The sequence below is a fragment of the Caulobacter sp. DWR2-3-1b2 genome (assembly GCF_049896345.1).
Taxonomy (GTDB): Bacteria; Pseudomonadota; Alphaproteobacteria; order Caulobacterales; family Caulobacteraceae; genus Caulobacter.
Map to the genome: position 1 here is coordinate 94222 of NZ_JAFCUC010000001.1, position 17111 is coordinate 111332.

Below are 17111 nucleotides of genomic sequence, written 5' to 3' on the forward strand. Positions count from 1 at the left end.
GGTTGTTGAAGATCGGGGCGTGGGCCGCGACCCCCTCTTCAGGGGGATGACCGCTCCAGGCCGCGCCGCGCGGGGGCGCCGCGACGCTCGCCGAACGCCCGGATCGACGCAGATGAACGCCAAGGCCATGCTTTCCTTCGACAAAGCCGCCGTGACGTGGAAACTGGCGGGAGTCCCCGTCGGCTTCGAGTTCAGTCCCCGTGCTCACCCTAACCCCATGATCGACACCTCAGCCCCCCAGGCCAAGTCTCCGTCCCAGGGGCTCGCGCGGCCGAACGCCGTGCGCGGCGTGCGGGCGCCGGCCAGCCGGATCCTGCTGCTGGGTCATGTGGCGGCGCTGCTGGCGCTGCTCGTCGTCTGGTCCGCATTGCAGATGCCCGCCGCCGGCCTGAGGGTGGTCCCCGCCCGCGACCAGGTCGCCCTGATCGGACCGGACCGCCAGGTGCTGGCCGTGCTGTCGCCCGGCGCGACGATCACCCTGACCGGGTCGAGGGGCGTCGTCACCGATCGGGCCGAGGGCTTCCTGCAGGACTATGCGCCGGTCGGCGATCCGGCCGCGATCGCCCGCTGGTACGCCGACCGCACGCGGCTGACCGCGATGATCGCCGAGGGACCGGTTCGGGCCCGCTATGCCGCCGAAGGCCGCGTCCAGACCCTGAGCCTGTCGGCCCGTCCCCGCGCGCTGTCGGACCTGTCTCTCGACGTCTGGATGCTGCTGGGCGGCGGGCTGGCGGTGTTCGTGGTCGGGGTGTGGATCTGGGCCCTGCGGCCGCGCGACTGGGCGCCCAGGATGCTGGCCGTGGCCGCGTTCGGCATCCTGGTCACGGCCTTCAGCGGCGCGCTGTTCGACGCCAAGGAACTGACCGCCGACGGCCGCCTGCTGTTGACGCTGAACGCCCTGAACCTGATCGGCAGCAGCCTGTGCTCGGCGGCGACGGTGGCGCAGTTCCTGTTCTTTCCGACCCGGTTGGCCCGACCGTTCTGGCTGGTTCCGGCTGGCCTAGCCGCCATCGCCTGGGGCCTGGCCGGGGGACTGGGGTGGCTTCCGGCCAGCGTCTATTACGCCGGCCTGCTGGCGCACCTGCCGGTGCTGGCCGCCCTGCTGGCCCTGCAATGGCGGCGGGTGGAGCACCGCCCGCTGGATCGCGGGGCCCTGCGCTGGATCGGACTTATCACCCTGTGCGGCTCTGGCCTGCTGGTGGTGATGATGGCCGCGCCCAAGCTGCTGGGCGGCCCCTCGGCGGCCAGCGACGGCTTCGCCTTCGTGCCGCTGATCTTCGTCTATGGCGGCATGGCCCTGGCGGTGGGGCGCTACCGCCTGTTCGACCTCGACCTCTGGGCCTATCGCATCGTCATCGGCGCCCTGACCGCCCTGGCCCTGTTGGCCCTGGACGCCCTGCTCGTCATGGCCCTGCATGTCGAGGGCGGCGCGGCGCTGGGCGTGTCGATCGTGGTGGTGGCCTTGGTCTATCTGCCGCTACGGGCCTGGGTGTGGAAGCGGTTGGCCGGACGGGCGGCGATCAGCGATGACGCCCTGTTCGAACTGGCCGCCTCGGTGGCCTTCAAGCCCGACGCCGCCGAGCGTCGCGCCGACTGGACCGCCCTGCTGCGACGGATGTTCGATCCGCTGGAGGTCAGCTTCAGCGACCTCTCGCCGAGCGCCCCGGCTTTGCTGGAGGACGGGCTGGCCCTGGTGGTGCCGGCCGCAGCGGGCGAGGCGGCGACCACCCTGCGCTATCCGTTCCAGGGTCGGCGGCTGTTCACCACCACCGACACCCGGCTGGTCGCCCAGTTGGTCCTGTTGATGGGCAAGGCCGAGACCGCCCGCGACTCCTATGCGCGCGGCGTGCTGGAGGAGCGCGAGCGGATCGCCCGCGACCTGCACGACGACGTCAGCGCCCGCCTGCTGACCAGCCTGCACCGCGAGGACGTTCGCGAAGTGCGACGCGACGTCCGCGACGCCATGGCCGACATCCGCGTCATCCTCAGTGGCCTGTCGGGCGACCAGGTCGAGCTGAACCAGATCCTCGCCGATCTGCGCCACGAAACCGCCGAGCGGCTGAAGGTGGCGGGCATCGCCTTGGTGTGGCCCATCACCTTGACGGGCGTCGAGCGCCGGGTGCTGGACTACGCCCTCTACAAGACCCTGATCTCGGCGATCCGCGAGATTGTCACCAACACCATCAAGCACGCCCGCGCCACGCGGTTGTCAGTCGAGGTCCGCGAGGAGGTCAGCGCGCTGCGGGTCGTGTTGTCCGACGACGGCTGCGCTGTCGCCGATGCGGCGCACGCCACCGGCGGAGGGCACGGGTTGAAGAACATCCGTTTCCGGTTGGAGCGGATCGGCGGGACGCTGGTGTTCGAAGGCGCCGCGACCGGAGCGCGGACGGAGCTGGTGCTGCCGCTTTAACCCCCTAAACAAAACTCTCCTGCAGCCGGTAATCCAGCCGCTGCTTGACCCCCGGCCAGTCGGCGTCGGTGATCGAGAACACGGCGGTGTCGCGCACGTGGCCGGTCCAGGTGATCTTGTGGTTGCGCAGCACGCCGTCCTTGTCGGCGCCCAGCTTCTCGACCGCCGCCTGGCTGCGCGAATTGCGAACGTCGATCATGAACTCCACCCGGATCGCCCCGGCGTCAAAGGCGTGGCCCAGCAGCAGCCGCTTGGACTCCGGATTGATCGGCCCCGAGCGGGCGTCGGGATGCAGGAAGGTCGAGCCGACCTCCAGGCCCTTGTGCAGCTTGCGGATGTTCAGATAGCTCGATGTGCCGACCACCTTGTTGTCGCTCAGCCGGCGGATGGCGAAGCCGATCCGCTCGCCGCGCTCGGTCTCGCCCTTCAACGCGCCCCACCAGTCGGCGAAGCCCTCGCCGCAGCCGTTGGTCGACATGATCTCCCAGCTGTCGGGATCGCAGTCGATCGCCCCCTTCAGCTCGGACCGCAGTTCGCCAGGCAGTTGGGGGGTGATCGGTTCCAGCCGAACGTAGCGGCCTTCGAGGGGACGAATCTGGATGTTCATGGTCATGACTTTGCGGGGCCGCGCGACGATCAGCAACCCTGGCCGCCACTCCGCTTGCCGTCGGCCTCCGTTCAAGCTAGAAATCGTTCAAACAACTGTTTGACGGCCATAAGAACGGGATCGGGAACGCCATGGATTTCGAAATCTCCGCCACCCAGCGCGGTTTCCTCGACCGCGTCACCGCGTTCATGGACGAGCACATTAAGCCGGCCGTCCCGGTCTACGAGTCGGAGATGAACGTGCTCGGGGCCGAGCGCTGGAAGGTGGTGCAGGTCGTCGAGGAACTGAAGGCCAAGGCCAAGGCCGCCGGCCTGTGGAACTTCTTCATGCCGCCCCACAGCGGCCAGGTGCATGTGGACGACACGTTCCAGTTCGAGGGCGTCCAACTGACCAACCTCGAATACAGCCTGATCGCCGAACAGCTGGGCAAGATCGGTTTCGCCTCCGAGGTGTTCAACTGCTCGGCGCCCGACACCGGCAATATGGAAGTGCTGATGCGCTATGGCACGCTGGAGCAGAAGGAGCGCTGGCTGCGCCCGCTGATGAACGGCGAGATCCGCAGCGCCTTCCTGATGACCGAGCCGGAAGTCGCCAGCTCCGACGCCACCAATATCGAGACCCGCATCGAGCGCGACGGCGACGACTATGTGATCAACGGCCGCAAGTGGTGGAGCTCGGGCGTCGGCGATCCGCGCTGCAAGGTCGCGATCGTCATGGGCAAGACCGACCCCGACAACGCCAGCCGCCACCAGCAGCAGAGCCAGATCCTGGTGCCGATGGACAGCCCCGGCATCGAGATCGTCCGTATGCTGCCGGTGTTCGGCTATGACGACGCCCCGCACGGCCACGCCGAGGTGATCCTCAAGAACGTGCGGGTGCCGGTCATCGACGGCCTGTTGCTGGGCGAGGGCCGCGGCTTCGAGATCGCGCAAGGCCGCCTTGGCCCCGGCCGCATCCACCACTGCATGCGCACCATCGGCACGGCCGAGGTGGCGCTGGAGAAGATGTGCAAGCGCCTGATGAGCCGCAAGGCGTTCGGCAAGTACATCTCCGATCAGTCGGTCTGGGAAGAGCGCATCGCCGAGGCCCGCATCAATATCGAGATGTGCCGCCTGCTGTGCCTGAAGGCCGCCGACATGATGGACAAGGCCGGCAACAAGTCGGCGCGTCTGGAGATCGCGATGATCAAGGTCGCGGCGCCGCGCCTGGCCCTGAAGATCATCGACGACGCCATCCAGGCCCACGGCGGCGGCGGGGTCACCACCGACTTCGGCCTGGCCAAGGCCTATGCCGGCATCCGCACCCTGCGCCTGGCCGACGGCCCGGACGAGGTCCACGAACGCACCATCGCCCGGATGGAATACGGCAAGTACGGGGATCTCGCCTACCAGCAGAAGGTCGAGCGGGAAGCCGCGCGGCAGGTGCCGGGGATTCGCTGATCTGAGCGCCGAGCGCTGAACGACGAAGGCCTCCCGGCGCAAACCGGGAGGCCTTTTTCTTTCCGCGGTGCAAGACCCCCTAAAGCCCTCCGGACCACCTCCCCCAGAGGGCGAGGGTCTAGGCCGAGCAGGTGCTGCTCCTCAGGGGGAGCTGTCGCGAAGCGACTGAGGGGGTCTTGCCCGCCGGCCAGTCCTCCCACAACCGGGGCGGCAGGTCGAGCGCCTGACGACCTCGTCCGAAAACCGCGAGACCGCGCGGCGCCACGGTCTATGATCGTCGCCATGGATCTCGACCCCGACGCCTGTTACCGCGCCATCCAGACCCGCGACGCCGGTTTCGACGGCCGACTGTTCGTGGCGGTGCGGACGACGGGCGTCTATTGCCGGCCGGTGTGCCCGGCCCGTTGCCCCAAGCGCGAGAACGTCAGCTTCCACGCCACCGCCGCCTCGGCACAGGAGGCCGGCTATCGCGCCTGCCTGCGCTGCCGGCCCGAGACCTCGCCGCAGTTGGGGGCGTGGAACGGGGCGTCCAACACCGTGTCGCGCGCGCTGGCGCTGATCGAGGCTGGAGCGCTCGACGCCCCCCGTGAGGATGGGGCCGGCGTCGAGACCTTGGCCGGACGGGTCGGCGTCGGCGGCCGGCAACTGCGGCGGCTGTTTCTGCAGCACCTGGGCGCGACGCCGGTCGGCGTGGCCCAGACCCGGAGGGTGCTGCTGGCCAAGCAGCTGATCCACGAGACCGACCTGCCGATGGGCGAAGTGGCCCTGGCCGCCGGCTTTGGCAGCGTGCGCCGCTTCAACGAGACCTTCCAGCAGCTCTATGACTGTCCGCCCGCCGCCCTGCGCCGTCGCAAGGCCCTGCCCTCTTCCCCAGGACATGGACCGGCCAATGACGCCATCGTCCTGAGCCTGCGCTATCGGCCGCCCTATGACTGGGACGCCATGCTGGCCTTCCTGGCGATGCGGGCCATCCCAGGGGTCGAGATCGTGCGCGACGGCGTCTATCGCCGGGCCATCGCCCTGGACGGGGCCGCCGGGACCATCGCCGTGCGGCCGATCGGCGACGACCGGCTGAGCGTGGCGGTGCGGTTTCCCAAGCCCTCGGCCCTGCCCCGCATCCTGGCGCGGGTCCGCGGGGTGTTCGACCTGTCGGCCGACCCGGTGGGGATCGGCGAGGCGCTGTCGCAGGATCCCGGCCTGGCCCCGATGGTCGCCGCCCGGCCCGGCCTGCGGGTGCCTGGGGCCTGGGACGGGTTCGAGCTGGCGGTCCGCGCCATCCTCGGTCAGCAGATCACCGTCGTCGCCGCGCGAAAGCTGGCGGGAGACCTGGTGGCGGCCCACGGCGCCCCCTTGGCCGCGCCCTGGGCCGAGCCCGGCCTGACCCACACCTTCCCGTCGGCCGCTCTGCTCGCGACTGCCGACCTGTCCGGCATGAAGATGCCCGGCGCCCGCATCCGCTGCCTGTCGGCCATGGCCCAGGCGATCGTCGAGGACCCCAATCTGCTGTCGCCGACTGCGGGCCTGGAGGAAACGGTCAAGCGGCTGCGCGCCCTGCCCGGCATCGGCGAATGGACGGCGCAGTACATCGCCATGCGCCAGCTTCGCGAGCCAGACGCCTTCCCCGCCGCCGACGTGGCCTTGATGCGCGCCCTGACAGGCGCCGACGGCGTTCGTCCGACGGCGGAACAGCTGCTGGCCCGGGCCGAGGCCTGGCGGCCTTGGCGGGCCTATGCCGCCCTGCACCTGTGGGCCTCGCTCGCCGATCAAAGCGCGCCGCCGGTCCGGCCGCTGGCGCGCAGGATGCGCTGACCGATCCCGCGACGACCTTGCCGCGCGCTCTGATGGGGACAGGCCCATGGGCCTGTCCCCAACCGCGCAACCCCCCTAAGATGTCCTCGCTGCTCGCCCCCCAGGACCCCCATGCCGCTTTCGCTGCCGACCTCCACCTCCGTGCGCGGGCTAAGCTGGCTGCGGCGACGGATACGGTCCAGCGAGTTGTGGCTGATCGCGGTGGCCACCCTGATCGGGGCCGGGGCGGGGGCGCTGGCCGTGCTGCAGGCCAGGGTCGCTCACGGCCTACAGGTCATGCTGTTCGCGATCAATATCGACGAGCGGCTCAGCGCCCAGAGCGTCATCGCCCCTTGGCGGACCCTGGCCCTGCCGTTTGGCGGCCTGGTGTTGGGCCTCGCCACCTGGGCCTGGCTGAAATACCGACCCCGCCCGGCCGTTGACCCGGTGGAGGCCAACGCCCTGCACGGCGGGCGGCTATCGATCAAGGATAGCGCCTTCATCTGCGGACAGACGATGCTGTCGAACGGCGTGGGCGCCTCGGTCGGGCTGGAGGCCGCCTACGCCCAGGCGGGCGCGGCCATTGCCTCGTTCGTTGGCCAGAGGCTCAACCTGCGCCGGGCCGACATGCGCACCCTGGTCGGGGCCGGGGCCGGCGCGGCCATCGCCGCCGCCTTCGGGGCCCCGCTCACCGGAGCCTTCTACGCCTTCGAGATCGTCATCGGCGCCTATACCGTCGCCAACCTGGCGCCCGTCGTCGCCGCCACCTTGGCCGCGACCCTGGTCGCGGAGCGGATGGGCGGCCTGCCCTATCTGCTGAAGACCACCACCCCGGCCGTGCAATCGTGGTTCGACTACGGCCTCTACGCCCTGCTGGGCGTGGTCTGCGCCGCCGCCGGCATCGGGCTGATGCGGCTGGTGGCCTCGGCCGACAAGCTGGTGGCCCGCTCGCCGATCCCCAAGACCTTCCGCCCGGCGGTCGGCGGCCTGGCCCTGGCCGCCATGGCCCTGGTCACGCCGCAGATCCTGTCGGCCGGCCACGGCGCGCTGCACGTCAACCTCACCGCCGCCCTGGGCCTGAAGATGCTGGTCCTGTTGCTGATCATGAAGGCCCTGGCCTCGGTGGTGTCGCTGAGCTTCGGCTTCCGGGGCGGGCTATTCTTCGCCTCGCTGTTCCTGGGCACGCTGATCGGCCAGGTCTTCGCGGCCCTGACGGTGTTCGTGCCCTGGCTGCCCTCGCTGGACCCGACGGTGGCGGCGCTGGTCGGCCTTGGCGCCCTGGGCGTGGCCGTGGTCGGCGGGCCCTTCACCATGTCTTTCCTGGTGCTGGAGGCGACCGGCGACTTCACCGTGGCCGCCGCCGCCCTGGTGGCCTCGCTGATCGCCAGCGCCCTGGTGCGCGAGACCTTCGGCTACTCGTTCTCGACCTGGCGTCTGCACCTGCGCGGCGAGACCATCCGCAGCGCTCACGACGTCAGCTGGATGCAGCCCCTGACCGCTGGTCGGATGATGCGCAAGGACGCCAAGACCATCGCCGCCAGCGCCACCCTGGCCGAGTTTCGCCGCCGCTATCCGCTGGGCTCGACCAAGCGGGTGGTGATCCTCGACGAGGCCGGCGCCTATGCCGGCATCATCCGCACCGCCCTGGCCTATGCCAACCCCGACGATGGCGACCAGGCCGTCGCCTCCCTGGCCGACTATGCCGACACCGCCCTACTGCCCGGCCAGTCGATCAAGGACGTCATGCGCGCCTTCGACCACACCCAGGCCGACGAACTGGCCGTGGTCGACGCCGACCACGCGGTGATCGGCATCCTGTCCGAGGCCCATGCCACGCGGCGCTATGCCGAGGAGCTGGACAAGGCGCGGCGGGAGCTGACGGGGGAGAGCTAGGGCAGACGTCGCGCCGGGAGCGGTCAGGTTCCGGGCGGGTGACGACTCAGAGCTCCAGGGCCGCAGCGTGCATCAGGTCTGACAGCCTGGCGATCGACGGATGCGGCGCGGGTCCGACCCTGCGGACATAGGCCACCTGCGGCACAGCGGGCAGGCCGGCCTCGATGGGCGGCGTGCGCGGCCGAAACAGCGCCGTGCGGCAGGTGACGGCCAGACCCGCCTCGACCGCCGCGCGCAGGGCCGACAGGCTGGGTGTCTCCAGGGCGACGCGATAGGGCCGGCCGTCGCGCTCCAGCGCCGCCAAGGCCGCGTCGCGAAACCGGCACGGCGGCTCCAGGATCGCCAGAGGCAGTATCGGTCGCTCAAGCAACGCCGCATCGCCGTGCCAGACCATGGGCGCCACCCGGACAGCGGCGTTGTCGTCCGGCGCGCCCATGCACAGCACCACGTCCAGCCGGTCGCCGCTCAGCAGGTCCAGCAGGTCGGGCGAGCCGGCCACCCGCACGTGGAGCTGAACCTCGGGATTGAGCTGGGTGAAGCGGGCCAGCACGCCCGATAGCAGGGTCTCGGCGAAGTCCTGCACCAACCCCACCCGCACCGGCCCGATCAGAGCGTCGCCGGTCAGGGCCACCACGGCCTTGTCATTGAGGTCGAGGATCTCGCGAGCGTGGACCAGCAGGGCGTGGCCGGCCGGCGTGAGGACCAGGCGGCGGCCGTCGCGGTGGAACAGCGGGGTCAGCACCGTCTCCTCCAGCCGCTTCATCTGCAGGCTGAGGGCCGACTGGGTGACGAACACCCGCTCGGTGGCCTTCAGCATCGAGCCGGAGTCGACGATCGCGACGAAGCTGCGCAGCAATTCGGTGGGCAGGTTGGTGGGCATCGGCAGCGCCCCTTCTGAGCGGTCTATGAGAAACTCTGATATGGCCCCTGAGGATAAGTCTATTGATCCAGTAGGGATTAAACGCCTTTCTCTGTGAGGCAAAGGCGCTTGCGCCGCAACGGTTCACGGGACAGCGCATCCTCAATGTCTTTGGCGGTCACCCCTAGAATTTCTCAAGCGTCGCCATGGGTTCGGCCGCGCTGGTCCAGCGCCCGCTGGCTGTCGCCGGTGGCGCTGCTGCTGCTGTGGGAAGCGGGTTCGCGCGGCGGGGTGATCCCGCAACGCATCCTGGCGGCGCCCTCTATTGTGGCCAAGACCTTCTGGTCGATGACCGTCTCGGGCGAGCTTCTGGGCAATCTGGCGGTCTCACTGGGGCGGGCCGCCACTGGCCTGGTCATCGCCCTGGTCATCGCCGTGGCCCTGGGCCTGGTGTCGGGCCTGTCACGCTGGGGCGAGACGCTGGTCGATCCGCTGATGCAGATCAAGCGCACCCTGCCGGTCGTCGCCCTGACCCCGCTGTTCATCGTCTGGTTCGGGATCGGCGAGACGCCGAAGATCGCCCTGATCGCCACGGCGGCGGTATTCCCGCTCTATCTGAACCTGTTCGCCGGCATCCGCGGCGTCGATGTGCGGCTGGTCGAGGCGGCCCGCAGTTTCGGCCTGCGCGGCCGGGCGCTGATCCTCGAGGTCATCCTGCCCGGCGCCCTGCCGTCGTTCTTCATCGGCCTGCGCTATTCTCTGAGCATCAGCGTGATCATGCTGGTCATCGCCGAGCAGATCAACGCCCAGGCGGGCCTGGGCCACCTGATCAATAACGCCCGCGACTTCATGCGCACCGACATCATCGTCGTCTGCCTGGTCGTCTACGCCCTGCTCGGCCTCTCCGCCGACGCCCTCGTCCGCACGCTGGAGCGCAAGGCGCTGGCGTGGCGTCCCAGCCTCGTGGAGCAATGACCATGGCCCAGCCTCGCGCTCGCAACCACACGTTCACGCCCGTCGATGTCGCCACGCCTCCCACCGTCCGCCTGAAAGGTTTCACCCGCCGGTTCGGCGACAATGTGGTGATCGACGGCCTGGACCTGACCATCGCCCCCGGTGAGTTCGTCGCCCTGCTCGGGGCCAGCGGCTCGGGCAAGACCACCCTGCTGCGCACCCTGGCCGGCCTCGACCCGGTCGGCGGTCAGGACGTCACCACACCCGCCGCGCGCGCCGTGGTGTTCCAGGACGCCCGCCTGCTGCCGTGGAAGCGCGTCTGGCGCAACATAGCCCTGGGCCTGAAGGGCGCCCCCAATGAGCAAAGTGTCCGGGCTCGCGCCGAGGCCGCCCTGACAGAGGTCGGCCTTGGCCATCGCCTCGACGTCTGGCCCTCGACCCTGTCCGGCGGCGAGGCCCAGCGCGCCTCCCTGGCCCGCGCCCTCGTCCGCGAGCCGGCCCTGCTGTTGCTTGACGAGCCCTTCGCCTCGCTGGACGCCCTGACGCGACTGAAGATGCATGACCTGGTGCTGACGCTGTGGCGCGAGCACAGGCCGTCGGTGCTGCTGGTCACCCACGATGTCGATGAGGCCATCGCCTTGGCCGATCGGGTGCTGGTGCTGGACAAGGGCCGGATCGCCGCCGAAGAGCGCATTGGCCTGGAGCGCCCGCGCCAGCCCGACGCCCGCTTCCACGCCATTCGTCGCCGACTGCTGGGACACCTGGGCGTCGATGCGCCGGCTCCGCAGCCGGCTCCGGCCCTAGTGGCCTTCCCGACCGGTGAGGTGGTGCTATGACCGCTTCCGCCCTGCGTCGGGAGCCGGCCCCGCGCCTGCCCGACCTCGACGCGATCCTGCCCGGCCTGACCGCCGCCTTCGCCGCCACCGCCGGCCAGCACGACCGCGAGGCCAGCTTCCCGTTCGCCAATTTCGCGGCCCTGCGCGACGCGGGCCTGCTGGCCCTGACCGCTCCGGCCCGCCTGGGCGGCCTGGAGGCCGACCTGCCCATCGCCCTGAAAGTGGTCTCAGCCGTCGCCCGGGGCGAGCCGGCCACGGCGCTGGTTCTGGTCATGCAGTACCTGTTCCACGCCTCGGTCGAGGGCCGCTCCGGCTGGCCCGAGCACCTCAAGCAGCGGGTAATCGGCGAGGCTATCGACAAGGGCGCCCTGATCAACGCCTTGCGGGTCGAGCCTGACCTGGGCACCCCGGCGCGCGGCGGACTGCCCGGTACGATCGCTCGTCGCACGCCCGAGGGCTGGCGGATCAGCGGCCGCAAGATCTATTCCACCGGCTCCACCGCCCTGACCTGGTTCGTGGTCTGGGCGCGCTCGGACGACGCGGATCCCCTGGTCGGCGGCTGGCTGGTCCGCACCGACACGCCTGGCGTGGTCATCGAGGCGACCTGGGATCACCTGGGCCTGCGGGCCAGCGCCAGCCATGACGTGATCTTCGAGAACGTGCTCGTGCCCCTCGACCACGCCCTGGACCCGCGGCCGGTCGGATCGCCGTCGCAGTATCCCGCCAGTTTCGCGACCTGGTCGGCGGTGCTGACCGCCGCGATCTATGACGCCCAGGCCCGCGCCGCCCGCGACTGGCTGGTCGCGTTCCTGGCCAACCGCAAGCCCGCCAACCTGGGCGCGGCGCTCTCCACCCTGCCGCGCTTCCAGGAGGCGGTCGGTGATATCGACGGCCTGCTGCTGTCCAACCGCGTGCTGCTCGACACGGCCGCACGGGGCGAGGTCGGCGGGGTCGAGGCCGGGCTGGTCAAGCACCTCGTCACCGAGAACGCCATCGCCGTGGTCGAGAAGGCCCTCAAGCTGACCGGCAATCCGGGCCTGACCCGCCACAACGACCTCGAACGCCATCACCGCGACGTGCTGTGCGGCCGGGTCCACACCCCACAGTCCGACGTCGTGCTGACCAGCGCCGGCAAGGCGGCCTTCGCGACGTACGAGGCCGCGCGATGAGCCGCCTGGTCGTCGCCAGCCAACTGCCCGAGCTGTTCAACAGCGTCTTCGCCCAGCATGTCGTCGACGCCGAGATCATCGCCGTGCCGCCCGGCCTGCACGCGCCCTTGCCAAACGACGCCAAGGTCCTGGTCGCCGCGCCGTTCCGAAAGGCCGGAGGGGTCTTGCCGGCCGAGCCCCCCAAGGGCTGGCCGTTCGACGTCGAGTGGGTGCAGCTGGTCTCGGTCGGCATCGACTTCTATCCCGACTGGCTGTTCGACGGCCCGGTGGTCACCTCGGCGCGCGGCTCTTCCGCCGTCGCGCTTGCCGAGTTCGCCCTGGCCGCCATCCTGGCCGAGGCCAAGCGCTTGCCGGAAATCTGGATCGACAAGGCCGAGCGCTGGGCGCCCCAGCCGCTGAAGCTGATCTCGGGCGCCACCCTGGGCCTCGTCGGTTTCGGGGCGATCGGCGAGGCCTTGGGGCCGCGCGCCCAGGCCCTGGGCCTGAACATCATCGCCACCCGCCGCTCGGACAAGCCGATCCCGACCCCCGGCGTCGAGCGGGTGGCGGACTTGAAGACCCTGTTCGCCCGCAGCGACCACGTGGTGCTGGCCGCCCCCGCCACGCCCGAGACCCGCAAGCTGATAGGTCGCGACGTGCTGGCCGCCGCCAAGCCGGGCCTGCACCTGATCAACATCGCCCGCGGCGCCCTGATCGACGACGACGCCCTGCTGGAAGCCCTGGACGACGGCCGCGTGACCCGCGCCAGCCTGGATGTCACCCATCCCGAACCGCTGGGCGAGGGCCATCCCTTCTACAGCCATCCCAAGGTCCGGCTGTCGCCGCACACCTCGGTCCACACTCCCGACACCCGCATCAACCTGGCGACCCGGTTCGCCGAGAACCTGGCCCGCTTCCGGTCCGGCGCGCCCCTGGCCGACGTCGTCGACCTGTCGCGCGGCTACTGAAGGACAATTGTCATGACCGCCGTCAGCCCCGCCCGGGCCTTCCGGACCGAGGGTCCCCACCCCGCCAAGATCGAGACCGTGCTGCCGGAGTTCGGCTCCAAGATCCTGCCGGTCCAGCCCACCCACGAGCAGGAGCGGCTCTATCGCAAGCAGCGCCTGGCCGCCTCTTACCGGCTGTTCGGCCGCCAGGGCTTCGACATGGGCGGGGCCGGCCACATCACCGCCCGCGACCCCGAACTGACCGACCATTTCTGGGTCAATCCGTTCGGCGTGCACTTCTCGCGGATCAAGGTCTCGGACCTGATGCTGGTCAGCCATGCCGGCGAGGTCGTGCAGCCGCCCGCCAAGGTCCCGCCCCGCCTGAACCGCGCCGCCTTCGCCATCCATTCCCAGTTGCACGAGGCCCGGCCCGACGTGGTCGCCGCCGCCCATTCGCACTCGCTATACGGCAAGGCCTGGTCGGCGCTCGGGCGACTGCTCGATCCCCTGACCCAGGACTCGGCGGCCTTCTATGACGACCACGCCCTGTTCGAGGAATTTTCCGGCGTGGTGCTCGACGCCAGCGAAGGCCAGAAGATCGCCCGCGCCTTGGGTCCTCGCAAGGCGGTGATCCTGCAGAACCACGGCATTTTGACCGTCGGCCAGTCGGTCGAGGCGGCCGTCTGGCGCTATCTGGCTCTGGAAAACGCCTGCCAGACCCAGCTGCTGGCCGAGGCCGCCGGCCAGACCAAGCCCATGTCGCCCGAGGTCGCCCGTCACACCGCCGGCCAGGTCGGCAGCGAGGCCGGGGGCTTTTGGGCCTTCCAGCCCTATTGGGACGTGATCACCGAAGAAGAACCGGACCTGTTCGACTGATGATCCTGTCTCGTCGTCACCTGTTGGCGGGCGGCCTCCCCGTCGCTGGTTTGGCCGTCGCTGGTTTGGCCGTCGCCGGCCTCTCCACGCTCGCCGCCTGCTCGCCCGCCAAGCCGGCCGGCCCCCGGTCGCTGAGCGACCTGACCCTGCGCGCCGCCACCTATCGCGGCAATCCGGAGGCCTTCTTCAAGGAGGCAGGCGTCGCCGATGCGCCCTACAAGATCGCCCGCTCCGAGTTCGCCAGCGGCAACCTGATCGTCGAGGCAATCAACGCCGGGGCGCTCGACATCGGCGGCATGAGCGAGATCCCGCCGATCTTCATCGCTGGCGCGCCCGGCAATCAGGTCCGCATCGTCGCTGTGCTGCAGGGCGACGTGAACAACCAGGTCGTGCTGGTGCCCTCAGGCAACAAGGCCCAGGCCTTCGCCGACCTGAAGGGCCAGCGCATTGGCTATGTGAAGGCCACCACCTCGCACTACATCCTCTTGCGCTTGCTCGAGGAAGCCGGCCTGAAATGGACCGACATCAAGCCCGTGGCCCTGTCGCCGCAGGACGGTCTGGCCGCCTTCTCCAGCGGCGCGATCGACGCCTGGGTGATCTATGGCGTCATGGTCCAGCAGGCCCGGCAGGCCGGGGCGCGGGTGTTGCGCACGGCGCTGGGCATCTTGTCGGGCAATTATCTGGTCGCCGCCGCCAAATCGGCCCTGGACGACGACCTCAAGCGCCAGGCCTTGGGCGACTATCTGCGGCGCTACGCCAAGATCGCCGACTGGATCAACGCCGACGGCCCACGCTGGGCCCAGGTCCGCGCCGCGGCCACCGGCGTGCCGGCCGCCCTCTATCTGCGCGACTTCCAGGAACGCAGCAGCCCGTTCCGCCTCCACAAGATCACCGACGCCGCCATCGCCTCGCAACAAGGTGTCGCCGACGCCTTCGCGACCGCTGGCCTCATTCCCGGAAAGATCGACGTGCGTCCGCTCTGGGATCATCGCTTGAACAACGCCCTTCCCGATGCTTGAGAATAGTCATAGGTCATATTCGTTTTCACGATATGAGCTAAGCTGCGCATCGATAGATTTTATATGCATTGAGGCGTTACTGTTCGTCACGGCATATCCCGCTTAACAATAACGGGGATAATCATGTCGCTACACTCGACTTCGCTCTACTTTCTGGCCGGGGCTTCGGCCCTGGCCTTGACCACCGCCGCCCAGGCCGCGACGCCCGCCGCGCCGGCCCCTGCCCTGGTTGGCGTCGACGCCGACGCCGCCATCGCCGTGGAACAGGTGGTGGTCACCGCCGAACGGCGGGCCACCGACCTGCAGAAGACCGCCATCGCCATCACGGCCTTCAGCCCGCAGGTGCTGGCCGACCGCAAGATCGACAATATCCGCGACCTGTCGGGCCAGATCCCCAATTTCAGCATCAGCCGCGTCACCATCAGCCACACCACCCAGACCTACGCCCTGCGCGGGGTGGGCGAGAGCGATCCGATCCAGGAGCCGGTGCTGGCGGTCTATGTCGACGACGTCTACATCCCGCGCCAGATCGGCTCGATGATCGAGTTCAACGACCTGGAGCGGATCGAGGTGCTGCGCGGCCCGCAAGGCACGCTGTACGGCCGCAATTCCAGCGCCGGCGCCCTGCGGGTCATCACCCGCGACCCCGGCGACGCCTTCCGCGCCAAGGCCGATGTCGGCCTGGGCAACTACGGCGCGGTCGATGTGCGCGCCCTGATCGAGGGCCCGCTGGTGGCCGGCAAGCTGGCTGGCAGCCTGTCCTATATCCATCACGAACGCGACGGCGTCACCTTCGACCCGACCCTCAATCACGACGTCAACCGCATCAAGCTGGACGCCTACCGCGCCAAGCTGCGGTGGACCCCCACTGACCGGCTGGACGTGCAGCTGACGGTCAACGCCACCCGCGACCGCAGCGACACCCGCAGCTATGTGCCGGTCGTCCAGCCGACCCTGTTCCGCAACGACCGTTCCTATTCCGAGGTCGAGCCCAAGCAGGACCTGGACCAGATCAGCGGCGCCCTGCGGGTGCAGTACGAGATCAATGACCACCTGAAACTGAAGTCGATCAGTTCCTACGGCGGCTTCAACCTCAATCCCGTCGCCTATGATAATGACGGCCAGGCAGCGCTGATCCAGAAGAACCTGATCCACTACAACGACCAGTACGCCACCCAGGAACTCCAGCTGAACGGCGACTACGGCAAGCTAACCTTCACCAGCGGGCTTTTTTATCTGCATGAGCGGTTCTTCGTGCAGCGCGATGGCTATAGCCGCCGCAACGTCCTGCCGACCGACCCGGTGGTCACCCCAGGCAATTACAACTTCGCCCGCGCCCACAACATCACCAACACCGACGCCTATGCGATCTTCGGCGAGGCGACCTACGCCCTGAGCGACCGCCTCAGCCTCACCGGCGGCCTGCGCTGGACCAATGAGGAAAAGCAATTCACCTTCGACAACCAGGTGCTGAACCTGGCCGGCCAGGTGACGGGCCAGTCGATCGCCGGTCAGGCCGACAAGATCTTCTCGGCCGTGACGCCCAAGCTGTCGGCCCAGTTCCAGTGGACGCCAGACGTCCTGCAGTACGTGACCTATTCCAAGGGCTTCAAGTCGGGCGGTTTCGACAACCGCGCCACCCGCCTGGACCTGGCCAGCCGGCCCTTCGCCCCGGAGAACGTCAACACCTACGAGACCGGGCTGAAGACCCAGTTGTTCGAACACCGCGCGCGGGTCAACCTCGCGGTGTTCTATAACGACTACAAGGACTTGCAGGTCAGCTACAGCGATCCGGCCTATCCAGGCAATTCGGTGCGCGGCAACGCTGGCAAGGCCCACACCTATGGCGTCGAGCTGGAAAGCGACGTCCGGGTCACCGAGCGCCTCGGGGTCCAGGCCTCGGCCGGCTACCTGTTCGGGGTCTATGACACCTACAAGAACGCCGGCGGCCTGGGCGTCAACGCCGATGGTCACCGCCTGCTGAACTCGCCGCGCTGGAGCCTTTCGGGCGGCCTGACCTATGACGTGCCGCCAAAAGCCTTGGGCTCGATTCCCGGCAGCATCCGCGTCGGCCTCAACGCCCAGTACCAGACCAAGACCTATTTCAGCGCCCTGCAGCGCCCACAGGACGAGGCCCCGGCCCAGACCTTCCTGAACGGCACGGTGACCTGGCAGTCGCCCGACCCGCGCTGGAGCCTGCAGCTGTCGGGCCGCAACCTGCTGGATACCGACGAGCCGGTCAGCGTCACCTACACGCCCTCGACGGGCGTCTTCTACAAGAACTATCCCGACCCGCGGACCTTCCTGATCACGCTGAAATACGCGCTGTGATCCG

13 protein-coding genes are annotated in these 17111 nt (G+C 69.3%); 11 read left to right on the forward strand and 2 right to left on the reverse strand.

Features of this window, described 5'->3' with window-relative positions:
* Positions 1–112: 112 nt before the first annotated feature.
* Positions 113–2410 (forward strand): sensor histidine kinase, encoded by a 2298-nt coding sequence (locus ACP694_RS00475; protein WP_426009478.1) that lies wholly within the window; start codon positions 113–115, stop codon positions 2408–2410.
* A 4-nt stretch (positions 2411–2414) separates the two neighbouring features.
* Here the strand turns inward: ACP694_RS00475 and ACP694_RS00480 are convergent, their stop codons facing one another.
* The gene (locus ACP694_RS00480; protein WP_426009481.1) at positions 2415–3017 is read right to left on the reverse strand and encodes a GNAT family N-acetyltransferase; all 603 of its coding nucleotides are present in this window, start codon (positions 3015–3017) and stop codon (positions 2415–2417) included.
* A gap of 131 nt (positions 3018–3148) precedes the next feature.
* Here ACP694_RS00480 and ACP694_RS00485 point away from each other — a divergent pair, with 131 nt between their 5' ends.
* From ACP694_RS00485 to ACP694_RS00495, 3 genes are all read left to right on the forward strand, one after another.
* Complete coding sequence (locus ACP694_RS00485) at positions 3149–4456, forward strand: acyl-CoA dehydrogenase family protein (protein WP_426009484.1); 1308 nt, start codon at positions 3149–3151, stop codon at positions 4454–4456.
* Positions 4457–4738: 282 nt separating this feature from the next.
* A complete protein-coding gene (locus ACP694_RS00490) occupies positions 4739–6265 on the forward strand; it encodes an AlkA N-terminal domain-containing protein (RefSeq protein ID WP_426009487.1) in 1527 nt (508 codons plus the stop codon).
* A gap of 111 nt (positions 6266–6376) precedes the next feature.
* Positions 6377–8137, forward strand: coding sequence for a chloride channel protein (locus ACP694_RS00495; protein ID WP_426009490.1), 1761 nt, complete (start codon positions 6377–6379; stop codon positions 8135–8137).
* A 46-nt stretch (positions 8138–8183) separates the two neighbouring features.
* Here the strand turns inward: ACP694_RS00495 and ACP694_RS00500 are convergent, their stop codons facing one another.
* Entirely contained in the window at positions 8184–9017 is an 834-nt protein-coding gene (locus tag ACP694_RS00500; RefSeq protein ID WP_426009493.1) for a LysR substrate-binding domain-containing protein, read from the reverse strand.
* 144 nt (positions 9018–9161) lie between these two features.
* On the opposite strand from ACP694_RS00500, the gene ACP694_RS00505 reads away from it, so the two are divergent.
* The 7 genes from ACP694_RS00505 to ACP694_RS00535 all read left to right on the forward strand — a co-directional run bounded on the left by ACP694_RS00505 (position 9162) and on the right by ACP694_RS00535 (position 17107).
* The gene (locus ACP694_RS00505; RefSeq protein ID WP_426009496.1) at positions 9162–9971 is read left to right on the forward strand and encodes an ABC transporter permease; all 810 of its coding nucleotides are present in this window, start codon (positions 9162–9164) and stop codon (positions 9969–9971) included.
* Positions 9968–10786, forward strand: a complete 819-nt coding sequence (locus tag ACP694_RS00510) for an ABC transporter ATP-binding protein (protein ID WP_426009499.1) — start codon at positions 9968–9970, stop codon at positions 10784–10786. Before ACP694_RS00505 ends, ACP694_RS00510 begins: the two co-directional genes overlap by 4 nt.
* Entirely contained in the window at positions 10783–11955 is a 1173-nt protein-coding gene (locus tag ACP694_RS00515; RefSeq protein ID WP_426009502.1) for an acyl-CoA dehydrogenase family protein, read from the forward strand. The genes ACP694_RS00510 and ACP694_RS00515 overlap by 4 nt, the downstream gene beginning before the upstream one ends.
* Positions 11952–12902, forward strand: a complete 951-nt coding sequence (locus tag ACP694_RS00520) for a D-isomer specific 2-hydroxyacid dehydrogenase family protein (protein ID WP_426009505.1) — start codon at positions 11952–11954, stop codon at positions 12900–12902. Before ACP694_RS00515 ends, ACP694_RS00520 begins: the two co-directional genes overlap by 4 nt.
* Positions 12903–12914: 12 nt before the next feature.
* Positions 12915–13757, forward strand: coding sequence for a class II aldolase/adducin family protein (locus ACP694_RS00525; RefSeq protein WP_426009508.1), 843 nt, complete (start codon positions 12915–12917; stop codon positions 13755–13757).
* The gene (locus ACP694_RS00530; RefSeq protein WP_426009511.1) at positions 13757–14776 is read left to right on the forward strand and encodes an ABC transporter substrate-binding protein; all 1020 of its coding nucleotides are present in this window, start codon (positions 13757–13759) and stop codon (positions 14774–14776) included. Before ACP694_RS00525 ends, ACP694_RS00530 begins: the two co-directional genes overlap by 1 nt.
* 123 nt (positions 14777–14899) lie before the next feature.
* Positions 14900–17107 (forward strand): TonB-dependent receptor, encoded by a 2208-nt coding sequence (locus ACP694_RS00535; RefSeq protein ID WP_426009513.1) that lies wholly within the window; start codon positions 14900–14902, stop codon positions 17105–17107.
* Positions 17108–17111 lie beyond the last annotated feature (4 nt).

Excerpts from the sequence above, each read along its gene's own strand:
- ACP694_RS00475 (WP_426009478.1), top strand. The coding sequence starts at position 113 with ATGAACGCCAAGGCCATGCTTTCCTTCGACAAAGCCGCCGTGACGTGG.
- ACP694_RS00480 (WP_426009481.1), bottom strand. The coding sequence starts at position 3,017 with ATGAACATCCAGATTCGTCCCCTCGAAGGCCGCTACGTTCGGCTGGAA.
- ACP694_RS00485 (WP_426009484.1), top strand. The coding sequence starts at position 3,149 with ATGGATTTCGAAATCTCCGCCACCCAGCGCGGTTTCCTCGACCGCGTC.
- ACP694_RS00490 (WP_426009487.1), top strand. The coding sequence starts at position 4,739 with ATGGATCTCGACCCCGACGCCTGTTACCGCGCCATCCAGACCCGCGAC.
- ACP694_RS00495 (WP_426009490.1), top strand. The coding sequence starts at position 6,377 with ATGCCGCTTTCGCTGCCGACCTCCACCTCCGTGCGCGGGCTAAGCTGG.
- ACP694_RS00500 (WP_426009493.1), bottom strand. The coding sequence starts at position 9,017 with ATGCCCACCAACCTGCCCACCGAATTGCTGCGCAGCTTCGTCGCGATC.
- ACP694_RS00505 (WP_426009496.1), top strand. The coding sequence starts at position 9,162 with ATGTCTTTGGCGGTCACCCCTAGAATTTCTCAAGCGTCGCCATGGGTT.
- ACP694_RS00510 (WP_426009499.1), top strand. The coding sequence starts at position 9,968 with ATGACCATGGCCCAGCCTCGCGCTCGCAACCACACGTTCACGCCCGTC.
- ACP694_RS00515 (WP_426009502.1), top strand. The coding sequence starts at position 10,783 with ATGACCGCTTCCGCCCTGCGTCGGGAGCCGGCCCCGCGCCTGCCCGAC.
- ACP694_RS00520 (WP_426009505.1), top strand. The coding sequence starts at position 11,952 with ATGAGCCGCCTGGTCGTCGCCAGCCAACTGCCCGAGCTGTTCAACAGC.
- ACP694_RS00525 (WP_426009508.1), top strand. The coding sequence starts at position 12,915 with ATGACCGCCGTCAGCCCCGCCCGGGCCTTCCGGACCGAGGGTCCCCAC.
- ACP694_RS00530 (WP_426009511.1), top strand. The coding sequence starts at position 13,757 with ATGATCCTGTCTCGTCGTCACCTGTTGGCGGGCGGCCTCCCCGTCGCT.
- ACP694_RS00535 (WP_426009513.1), top strand. The coding sequence starts at position 14,900 with ATGTCGCTACACTCGACTTCGCTCTACTTTCTGGCCGGGGCTTCGGCC.